Genomic DNA, 10,116 nt, shown 5'->3' with positions numbered 1-10,116 from the left:
GCGCGCCGTCTGCTCCGCAGACATGACGCGCCGTCACTAGCGTGACGGAGCGTTGCGGCGCCCCTCCGGGGCGCAGTAGCGGACAGTAGTTGCGGCGCGTCCGCGCCGCTGGCCTTCGCGGGCTCGGCCTGGCTGTCCAGCTCCCCTTCGTCGGGGGTGCCGGCGCTCCGCACCGGCGGGCCCATGACACCCCGTCCGGGCCCGGCATGGGGTGTATTTCTGCTGGTCAGTGGGGGTTTTGGCGCACTCCGTGCGCTTGGCTGGCCGGGAGGAGGGGTGGGGGCTTCCCTTCGTCGCCGACGTCCCCGCCGACCGGGGCCAAGAGCCGGCCTCCCATCCCCGCCCCCACATCATGTCACCCTCCGCCACACCACGCCACCCCTCGCCCGAACACGCCGACACCCTCACCAACTGGTCTACACCACTCCAAGTGGTCTAGACCCATCCCACCGCACCAGCCCCCGAAACCCCCGGGAAAGCCGCCCCGACCCCGTATCAGAAAGCCCCCGTCAGAGAATCCCGCCACAACCCCCATGCCCATCCAGGAATGCATCACACCAACCGGATGTGTAACCCCAGGAATCGCTACCCACTACCCGTCACGCGGCCGTTGACGATGTGACGCGAAATTCCGGTAACACCCACAACCCCCGGCCCATGAAAATCCCCCATAAAACCCGCCATGGAAAACACCCATTCCACCGGACAGCCCCGAACAGCGACCCGGCACAGCACGACCGGCGGGCGCACCCGGACGGCAACGAGCAGCGCGGACCAGCAGCACCTGGACGGCGAGCACGGAACCGGCGGCGAGCACCACCAGGACCACGACAACGAGCAGGCCGGCCCCGAGGCGGGTACCCCGGGTACCCAACAGAACGCCAGGACCGCCCCGAGACGGCGGCCCAGCCCCCGCCGGGGCACATGGGCCACCGACCCGGCACAGCAGGCCATCCCCACCCCGACGTGACACCACGACAGCCTGCGGCCCCATCCCCACCACACCCGCGGCCGCCACCCCGGGCGCAGCGGCCGGGACGGCGGTCGGGCTCCGCAGGCACCTCCGACCCGACCACGCCCACCGCCACCGCTCCACACCAAGGACAGGCCCAGAGAGAGGGTTGTCAGAATTTCCGGGCGCCTTTGCCGCGGTGCCGGTCCCCGGCAACGGCACCGGGACTGATCGGCCGGCCCGCCGGACATCCGCAGACGGCCGGTCCCCACCTGGACCTGTGCGTTCGGCGACTTCCTGTCCACGGCGCCGCACATGGTCTGGGGTTTAGGTGAATTCCCAGTTGGAGGAGCCGGAGACCTGGGTGACGCCGGTGGTGGTGGAGCAGGCGGCGAGACTGCCGGGGGCCAGGACGATGACCTGGGTGAGGGTGGTGCCGGTCAGGGGGCCGGAGGTGATGGGGCCGGTGGCGGTGCCGACTTCGGCGCCGTCGACATTCTGGAAGTCGTTAGTCCAGGACCACTGCGAGTCCTGGCCGGTGTTCCACTCGAGGGTCTCGGTGCCGCTGCCGGAGGTGAGGATGGAGGTGCAGGACAGGGACTGGGTCCCGTTGAACGGGCCGACGAAGCTGGTCAGCCAGGGGTGACCCAGGATGACGCACAGGTCGGCGTTGTCGGTGCCGTTGGCGGTGATCGTCTGCAGGGTGTCGGTCAGGCCCGGGGTGTAGGTGGTGGTGGTCGATCCGGTGCACGTGCCCACGCTCACGGCCGCCGCCGGGGGTGCCGCGGCCAGAGCGGAACAGCTGAGCGCGGCCGAGACGACAAGCGCGGTCAGAGTCCTCTTCACAGTTTCCTTCTCTCACGAGGGGTCACCTCAAGCTCCCACCACACGAACCCCGCGTCACCGGCCCGGACGAGCCCACCGGCACCCGTCGGGGTGAAGCCCCTGCCCGCACGCCCTAATCGCACCCCGGTACGCGGGACACACATACCGCGCGGGCGGGCCAGGGGTGCACGTTCACCACAGGCGACGACGGCGACCAGGATGGCCCTGGCGGCCGTTCAGCCGGAGGCCGGCCCACCTCGTGGTGGGCTGGCCTCCGGCGCAGTTGCCAGGCTTGGGGTGTCAGAGGCCGGGGATCGCGGCTTCGCCGGTGGGCTGGGCCGGGGCGCCTGTAGGAAGTCCCATGGGTTCCTCAACGATCGGTCAACGTTGGGGGTGCTGTGCTGCAGGTCACGCGAGGTTCACTCGATCGCGTGGCTTCTCTGACAGTCTGTCAGGATTCCCGAAGCTCTTCCGGTATCCATGACGTGTGGTCGTGATCCGTGAAGTGGGGTGGCGGCCGTGGCTCTGGCGGTAGTGCGTTCGCTGAACACGCCCAGGCAGCTGCGGACCGCGCAGGAGCTGGAGGACTTCGAGCAGGAGCTCGTCGACCAGTACCTGCTGGCGAGCGCCGGCGCCGGGGTGAGCGACGGCACGGTCGCCGGGGACAGGCGGGTGATCTTCGAGTTCCTCCGGTACGCCGGGATCCCCGCGTGGGCGGTCGGCCCGGAGGACGGGGACCGGTTCCTGACCTACCAGCGCAAGGACTGCGGGTGGGCGCCCAGCACGGTGCAGGGCAAGGCGTGGGCGATCGCCTCGTTCTACGACTTCTTGATCGCCCGCTACCAGGGCGACGTCCACGCGCTCACCGGCCACGTCCTGGCCCAGCCGATCGACGAGTTCAACCGGCCGGTGAAGGCCAACTACAGTGCGACCCGGATCCCGCCGTCCGACCCGGAGGTGGAGCAGTTGTTCTCGGGCTGGCGGGCCTCCATCCCGCAGGCCCGGAAGTATCTGCCCGCGGCGCGGGACTACTTCGCCGCCTCGCTGTGGCGCCGGCTCGGACTGCGGATCAGTGAGACGGCCAAGCTGGACATCAAGGACTGGCGGCCGGACCTCGGGGAGTTCGGCAAGCTCCACATCCGCTTCGGCAAGGGCAGCCGCGGGCGGGGCCCGAAGCCGCGCCTGGTGCCGGCCATCGACTCCGCCGACGACCTGATGGCCTGGTGGCTCGCCGATGTGCGCCACCAGTTCGGCGACGACTACCTGGACCCCGACGCACCGCTGCTGCCGAGCGAGCGCCACGATCTCTACACCGGCCGGTGCGCGCGGATCGGGACGGAAGCGCTGCGGAGCGGGTTCAAGTCCGCGGTCCGCCTCTACCTTCCGACGTGGGAGGGCCGGCTGACGCCGCACGGGATGCGGCACTTCTGCGCTTCCTCGTTGTACCTGCAGGGGATGGACCTGAAGGCCATTCAGGAGCTGCTGGGTCATGAATGGTTGTCCACTACGACCCGCTATATCCATGTTCACGATGATCACATCGAGCACACGTGGGCCGTTGTCAACCAGCGGACCTCGGCCCGGCTCGACCCGACGAGAGCAAGGTGAGGGCGTGCGCTGGAACCTGCGGATGAAGGCCGCGGAGCGGGGTATCTGGAAGTCCACTGAGATGCGCAGGCGCCTGGCGGAAGCCGGACTGGAGATCAGCGCGGGCAAGATGTCGGCCCTGTGGACGGGCACGCCGACCACGATCCGCCTGGACGACCTCGACGTGCTGTGCTCGGTCCTGCAGTGCACGACAGCCGACCTGCTGATCCACGAGCCGGAGGCAGCGGAGGCGCGGCGGCCGCAGGCCGAGGCGGTGGCTTCGGCCGCCGGGGCGGCACCCGTGGTTGCCCGGCTGGGGCGCAACCGGACCCTGCCGCCGGTATGAGCGGGCGGCCACCACGTCCGTGCCCCGGCTGCGGCGTTCGACCTGTGGCCCGGCGGTACCGGCTCTGCTATGTGTGCGAGCCCGGGGAACCTCCCCCGTGCCGCCGCTGCGGGTCGCTGGAGTACTACTCCGCCGGCCTGTGCCAGACCTGCCACCACTTCGCCCCCGACCGCGCCACCTCGTGCCGGGACTGCCTGGCCTGGGGCCTGGGCTACCGCCGCCGCGCCGGCCTGTGCCTCGGCTGCGTGACCTGGCGGAAGGGACATCCCGAGCACGGCCGGTGCAGCCTGTGCCGACTGGAACTACATCTGCGTGACGGGGCCTGCCGCCTGTGCTGGCGTCAGCTGTGGCTGACCGGCCGGCCGAGGAAGGACGTAGCCCCCGACGAGCTCGCCGCCGCCAACCGGCACGGGCAGCAACTCGCCCTGGGCGGACTGGAGAAGAGCCTGCGCCGGCACCTGCCCCGCCAGCGGCCCTCGTTCAAGGACGCCCGCTGTGCCCGCCAGAAGGCACAGGCCACCCGACCCGTTCCCGTGATCCCACCGGTACGGGCGCGAGCGCTCCTGCTGTTCAACATGCCGCGCGACCTCGCCGCCGGGGCTCGGGCCGGCCTCCCCGAACCGGCCGACGAGGACCTGGTCGAAGCGGTGGACGCCTTCGCCCGGGACTACGGGCGACGCCACGGCTGGCCCACCGACCGACACCACGCCGCCGCCTTCACACTGCGCAGGGGCCTGCGGATCCTGCTCGCCACCCAGGACGTCCCCGGCGCCCCGATCAAGGCCAGCGAGGCGGCCCGGCTCAACGACATCCGCCTGCCCTTCGGGCCGGTCCTGGACGTCCTGGCCGCTGCCGGACTCCTCGACGACGACCGCGTGCCCGCCATCGTGCCCTGGTTCGAGCGCAAGACCGCCGGTCTGCCCGACCCGATGGCCGAGGAACTGCGCACCTGGTTCGACATCGCCCGACTCGGCCACGCCACCGCGCCGCGGTCACGCCCACGACCCGAGCAGACCATTCGCCTCCTGCTCTACGGGGCGCTGCCCGTGCTGCAGAGCTGGGCCGCCAGCTCGGACTCCCTGCGCTCGATCAGCCGCCAGGACGTCAAGGTCGCCCTCGCGCCGTACGAGGGCGACCGGGCCCACTCCGTGCTCCAGGGCCTGCGGGCAGTCTTCCGCACCCTCAAGGCGCACAAGGTGGTGTTCACCGACCCGACCAGCCGGATCAGCCTGGGGACACCCGCCTCGGAACCGCCACTGCCGCTCGCCCTCGACCCGCTCCTCGCCGCCGTCCACTCCCCCGATCCCACCCGCGCGGCCCTGGGCTCCCTCCTTGCCTTCCACGCCCTACGGCCGGCCCAGCTCAGAGCCCTGCTGGTGACCGACCTCGCCGACGGCCGGCTTCGCGTCGGCGACGGCCGGGTCATCCTGCTCGCGGCCGAGGTCCGCCACCGACTCCACGCCTACCTCGCCGAACGCGCCCGCCGCTGGCCCAGCACCGCTAACCCCCACCTGTTCGTCAGCCAGTTCACCGCCCTGCGTACCCGCCAGGTCACCGGGACCTGGGTCAACCAGACCCTCGGACTGTCCGCGCAGGCGATCCGCGAAGACCGCATCCTCGACGAAGCACTGGCCGCAGCGGGAGACCCGCGGCGCCTGTGTGACCTCTTCGGCCTCACCGTCGACGGCGCCCAGCGCTACACCTCCGCCCTCGGGCACACCGACCTCAACGAGTCCCCCAGCTGAGGAGCCGGGGAACTCCGCGCGTCATCTGCTCTCGAAATCAAAGGTCGTGCTCGGTCTCTCGCTCAACACCGCCCGAAACCTCTCTCCCAACGCCCTCAGTCGTCGCCGTCCTCGACGCCTCCCCGCAGGCCCCACTCATCAAGACCGGAGTAGATCAATGCAGTACGACCCCGGGGATAGGAGAGGGCCTTGGCCTCCCCTGCGTAGACCGCCACCAGTGAGTCGGATCCCCGCCACCAGGTATCGGCCAGGCCCATCACCTCGCGCACCGGCTTGTACCCGTCCAGCACGATGCCATCGACGTCATGGCCGGTGACCTTGGTGATCTGCTTCGCCCACATGGATGCGTGGTGGGTCAGTGCGAGCGACTCCACCCAGCCCTCGACGGTCGCGTGGAGAGGCGCCCACCGACCTGCATGAATGCCGAACTCGCCAGACGGGCTGATCATGAACGAGTAGGGAACTGCGGTCCGCTGCGTCCCCGCTTCGAACCACCACCCAGCAGGGTCCAATTCGGGTGAGTCCGGATCGAGATACTTGGGCCCGCCGTCGTACTGCGACGCGGGTGGCAAAAGCAGACCGCCCCAGCGCTCTTGATACGCCGCCATCCGGTCGACCACCGCCGCCGGGATGCCTCGCTCAAGCCACCACTGCCTGTGCCCCTCGACGGGCCTGACGTCGACCTTGACACCGTGCGAGCTGACGAACGACCGGGCACGTCGAGTCAGGCCATCGGGCACAGCGTTGAAGAGGTGAAGATTCACCAAGGTGACGCTACCCAGTAGCCCTGGTGAGGCCGCGGCCGGGCCCAGCCCGCTTCCTGAACTCGGTGCCACAGCATGCCGACCGGCTACGGTGGACCCCTGGGTTCCGCCTCCGTCACCCTTCAGAAATCGCGAACTCATGGGACTTCGCCATCCGTCGCAGCAGGTAGAGCAGGCGCTCGGCGGTGCCGGGCGGGGCTGGGACGCGGTAGCGGGCGGTGGCGGGGTCGAGGTCGGCGCGCCACAGGCTGGCGAGCACCTGGAGTTTGTGTACCCGCTGGTAGCCGGACGGCAGGACCCCGCGATCGGTCTTGAGGCGGCGCAGTGCGTCGTGCAGGGGTTGGAGGTCGGTGTCCCACAGGGCCACGGTGCGGTCGGCGAGCAGGGTGGCCAGGTCGGCGAGGGCCGGGGTGGGGTCGACGGCGTCGGCGGGGGCGCCGGGGGTGCGGGGGCCGGTCAGGCGCAGCGTGCGGTTGTAGAGGGTCAGGCCGTCGCGGGCGTCGAGGACGGTGATGTGGGCGGCGGCGGGTGGGTGGGGCTTGCCCGTCTCGGTGGGCGGGCGGTGGGTGTAGGCGGCGGCGAGGACCACCAGGTGCTCGTCGGCGAGGAGGTCGGCGGCCTGGCCGGCGGCGACCTGGGCGCGTTCGGCGGCGGCGTGCTGTGTCTGGCGCAGGCGGTGGATGTGGGCGCACGCGGCGCACAGCAGTGGTCCGTCGGCGGTCTTGGTGCAGGGGCTTTCGGGGCGGGCGCCGCAGTCGTCGCAGGTGCGCGAGGTGGTGGTGCGGCGGGCGAGTTGGGCGGCGGGGGTCTGGGTGGGCACGGATTCGCCGAGGTCGTACAGGTTGTAGGTGCCTTTGCCGCCGGGGCCCTTCGCGGTGACGGTGGCGCGTACCGGGCCGCCGGGCTGGCGTGGGAGGTCGAGGTCGGCGAGCTGGGTCTTGGTACGCAGGTGGTCGGGGACCGCGCCCCACCAGGTGTACTCGGCCGGCGGGTTCGCGGTGGGATTCTGCTTGTCCATCGGTTCCTCTCCCCAGGGTGATGGTGCGTCGGGTTCAGCGGCGGCCGCCGCCTGGTGGTGGCCGCCGGGGTGGTCAGCGCGTCCAGGGCCACGGGCTGGGGTGGCGGCGGACGCGGGTGATGACGCCGAGGGTGCCGGCGGGGACGTCGGCGTGGGTTCGGGCGTCTTCCTTCCAGTACTCCTCGGCGGCCAGGTCCTCGTCGATTCGTCGGGGTGCGGAGACGAGTGGCGGGGGGTCAGGCTCCGAGGCCGATGGAGCTCACGTACTGGTAGGCGCCGTAGTCGCTGTCGAGGTCGCTGATGACGTCGTCCCAGATGTCCGCCAGGGCGTCGGCGTCGCCGTTGGTGAGGGCGTCGACGGCGTCGTCCCAGACGTAGCGGACCTGGATGGCGCGGATGCGCAGGTTGTCACGGCGGCGGGGTTCGTCGACGACGTCCTGGTTGATGGGGTGGATTTCGACCTTGGTGCCGCGGCCGTCGTTGTTCAGGTGCGCCTTGAGAACGGCGGGGTTGGCCAGGACGTTGGCGGCGCGCAGGTTCCAGTAGGCGGTGTCGATCGCCTCCAGGTTCGCCGGCCGGGGACGCTGGGTGCCTTTGGTCCAGGCGCGGATGGTGGAGGCGGCAGCGGTGATGCCGGCGTCGGCGAGGGCGGCGGGGCCGCCCTTGTGGGTCATCAGGTAGCGCATGCGGGCGGTGAGGCCCCGGCGGGTGGACGGCGGGGACTTGATGCCGCCTTCGATGATCATGCGTTCCAGGGCGTCCTCCAGGGCGCGGCCGAGGGCGATTTTCCCGTGGACGTTTCCGGGGTCGCGGTCGGCGCCGTAGCGGCCGAAATTCTTCCATCCGTCGGTCGACACTTTTAGGCGCTCCTGTTCCGGGTGCGGGGCAGGGTGTATTGGTCCTTGAGTTTCAGCTGCGTCGTCAGGCGGCCCTCTTCGAAAACGCCGCCGTTCGCCTTTCGCCATTCGCCGCCGGTGACGTGGAGTTCATCGGTTCCGCGCAGCGCAACGACCGTCAGTCCGGCCTTGTGGGCGCGCTGGGACTTGTACCAGAGGTTGGCGAATGCCTGCGAGCGGATGATGTGCATCCAGTCGGGGCGGCGGATGTCGCGGTTGTAGGTGGATTCGCCGATGGTGGAGGCGAATTTCGCGTAGATGGCCTTGACGTATTTCTCGGTGATGGTGTCGCCGTCGTGGATGGCGTTTTCGCGGGCCTGGGTGAGGACACGGCGGAACTTCTCCAGCAGGCCCTCGGAGGCGCCGGACGTCCAGGCCTCGGTGATGTGCGGGGCGTCGGCCAGGCCCAGCTTGTGGCAGCGGATCAGGAGCCGCACGGTGGCCTCATCCAGCAGCACCGGACCCGCCTCGTGCCGGTTGCCGATCGGGTCCGGCAGCTCCGGGTGTTCCCAGGTGGGGCGGGCGGGGAGCAGGTAGACGCCGGAGCGCTTCGGGTCCCAGCCGCCGTCGGGCTGGTGGACCAGGGCGCCGATCGGCAGGTGCGTCTTCAGCGCCGAGCAGTACGCGGCGTTGGTGTCCAGGACGTCCACCGTCACCGGGTCGGCGCCCGCCTTGAGGGCGGCCATCAGTGGGGCGTTCTCCCACTTGTGGCGGCCTTCCCAGATTTCGTCGGCGCCGTTCCTGGACTTCTTGGAGAGGAATTCCAGGCGCTCCGGATAAGCCGTGTGCTCGTACGCGGCGCCGACCCTGGTCTTGTCGAAGAGGGCCATTCCGTTCGGAATGGCCCTCTTCTCCAGCGCCGCGGACGCGGCTTCGGTGTCGCCGCCGTGCTCCTCCAGTGCCTGCTCGACGGCCGAGGTGATCATGTCGAGGTAGAAACCCAGCTCCCGGCCTGAACTGGCGTATTCCGAACGGGACTTGGCGGTGGGCACCGTCCTGGCGTCCTGGCGGACGGCCGAACTGGGCGCAGCAGCAGGGGAGTTGACGGACGGCGGGGCGGGCGATGCCGGGGCGGCCGGGGAGGAATCGGGGGCGGCGACGGAGGGGGCCCGGCCGGCCTCGGCGGCGGGCACCGGGGCGGCCGGGGCCGGGGCGGGGGTGCACCAGCCGCCGAGGTGGAGCGGGCGGCCGCCGATGCGGTGGGTGACCGGGCGCCCGCACTGCTCGCACGGCGCGGCGGGGTGGACGGCGACTTCGCCGTCCGGGGCCCGGTCGTAGTCCGCGGCAACCGGGGCGGCGGTGGACGCCGGCACGGGGACGGCGACGACGGCGGGCGCAGCGACCGGAGCGACCGAGGCGGGCGCAGGGACGACCAGGGCGGGCGCAGGGACGACCGGGGCTGCCGGGGCGGGCGCAGCGGCCGGGACGGCGGCGGGCGCGGGCGCGGCGAAGGCGGCCGGCACCGGCGCGGCGGTGCCGGGGGGCCAGGTCATGGACTGGGCGGCGTGGGTGGGCCCGGCGAGCAGGTCGAGTGGTCCCATCCCCCAGTGCCGGGCCAGGGCGTCCACCTCGTCCAGGGACCAGGGCTGCGCGCCGGACTGACGGCGGGAGACCTTGTCCTGGGTCAGGTCGAGGGCGGTGGCGAGTTCCCGCTGGCTCTCGCCGGTGCGCTGCCTGATCGCGGCGATGGTGAGCCGCAGCGTTTCCAACGTGCTGAGTGTCATGCAAGCATCCTATCCATGCTTGATGGAGATATTCCATAAATTACACACAGAGCCACCCTTGCGAGTGACGGCCGCGCCGAGCGCATGCGTCCCGAGGTGCGGGCGGGGCCCTGGGAATGAGCAACCTCACGTCAGCCAACCACCACGCGTGCTAGGCGCAACTCGCAGTCCATAACAGCCACTTCCTCACCTCATGACAGCCAAGATCCACGCCCCCATCAAACAGAAGCCGAGCCCAGTCGCCTCCGCCAACGACCGG

9 protein-coding genes are annotated in these 10,116 nt (G+C 70.9%); 4 read left to right on the top strand and 5 right to left on the bottom strand.

Annotated features, from left to right (window positions below; translation table 11 throughout):
- Positions 1-682: 682 nt before the first annotated feature.
- Positions 683-970, top strand: a complete 288-nt coding sequence (locus ACIOGZ_RS29225) for a hypothetical protein (RefSeq protein WP_400988167.1) — start codon at positions 683-685, stop codon at positions 968-970.
- Between the two features lie 309 nt (positions 971-1,279).
- Here the strand turns inward: ACIOGZ_RS29225 and ACIOGZ_RS29220 are convergent, their stop codons facing one another.
- Positions 1,280-1,798 carry a hypothetical protein gene (locus ACIOGZ_RS29220; protein ID WP_400988165.1) on the bottom strand — a complete coding sequence of 173 codons (519 nt, stop codon included), beginning with the start codon at positions 1,796-1,798 and terminating at the stop codon, positions 1,280-1,282.
- Positions 1,799-2,296: 498 nt separating this feature from the next.
- Between ACIOGZ_RS29220 and ACIOGZ_RS29215 the strand changes: the two genes are divergently transcribed.
- The 3 genes from ACIOGZ_RS29215 (at position 2,297) to ACIOGZ_RS29205 (ending at position 5,455) form a co-directional block, all read left to right on the top strand.
- Positions 2,297-3,385, top strand: coding sequence for a tyrosine-type recombinase/integrase (locus ACIOGZ_RS29215; RefSeq protein WP_400988164.1), 1,089 nt, complete (start codon positions 2,297-2,299; stop codon positions 3,383-3,385).
- Between the two features lie 4 nt (positions 3,386-3,389).
- The gene (locus tag ACIOGZ_RS29210) at positions 3,390-3,710 is read left to right on the top strand and encodes a helix-turn-helix domain-containing protein (RefSeq protein WP_400988163.1); all 321 of its coding nucleotides are present in this window, start codon (positions 3,390-3,392) and stop codon (positions 3,708-3,710) included.
- A 71-nt stretch (positions 3,711-3,781) separates the two neighbouring features.
- Positions 3,782-5,455, top strand: a complete 1,674-nt coding sequence (locus ACIOGZ_RS29205) for a hypothetical protein (RefSeq protein WP_400988162.1) — start codon at positions 3,782-3,784, stop codon at positions 5,453-5,455.
- A gap of 95 nt (positions 5,456-5,550) precedes the next feature.
- On the opposite strand, the gene ACIOGZ_RS29200 is transcribed toward ACIOGZ_RS29205, so the two are convergent.
- The 4 genes from ACIOGZ_RS29200 to ACIOGZ_RS29185 all read right to left on the bottom strand — a co-directional run bounded on the left by ACIOGZ_RS29200 (position 5,551) and on the right by ACIOGZ_RS29185 (position 9,857).
- Positions 5,551-6,219 (bottom strand): hypothetical protein, encoded by a 669-nt coding sequence (locus tag ACIOGZ_RS29200; RefSeq protein ID WP_363631678.1) that lies wholly within the window; start codon positions 6,217-6,219, stop codon positions 5,551-5,553.
- A 115-nt stretch (positions 6,220-6,334) separates the two neighbouring features.
- Positions 6,335-7,237, bottom strand: a complete 903-nt coding sequence (locus ACIOGZ_RS29195) for a hypothetical protein (RefSeq protein ID WP_400988160.1) — start codon at positions 7,235-7,237, stop codon at positions 6,335-6,337.
- Between the two features lie 236 nt (positions 7,238-7,473).
- Positions 7,474-8,094 carry a hypothetical protein gene (locus ACIOGZ_RS29190; protein ID WP_400988158.1) on the bottom strand — a complete coding sequence of 207 codons (621 nt, stop codon included), beginning with the start codon at positions 8,092-8,094 and terminating at the stop codon, positions 7,474-7,476.
- 2 nt (positions 8,095-8,096) lie between these two features.
- On the bottom strand, positions 8,097-9,857 hold the full coding sequence (locus tag ACIOGZ_RS29185) for an acyltransferase (protein WP_400988156.1): 1,761 nt from the start codon (positions 9,855-9,857) through the stop codon (positions 8,097-8,099).
- Positions 9,858-10,116 lie beyond the last annotated feature (259 nt).

The sequence above is a fragment of the Kitasatospora sp. NPDC088160 genome (assembly GCF_044741445.1).
Classification (GTDB): Bacteria; Actinomycetota; Actinomycetes; order Streptomycetales; family Streptomycetaceae; genus Kitasatospora.
Note: the sequence above shows the minus strand (reverse complement) of the source record. Positions and strands in the feature narration are given on the sequence as shown.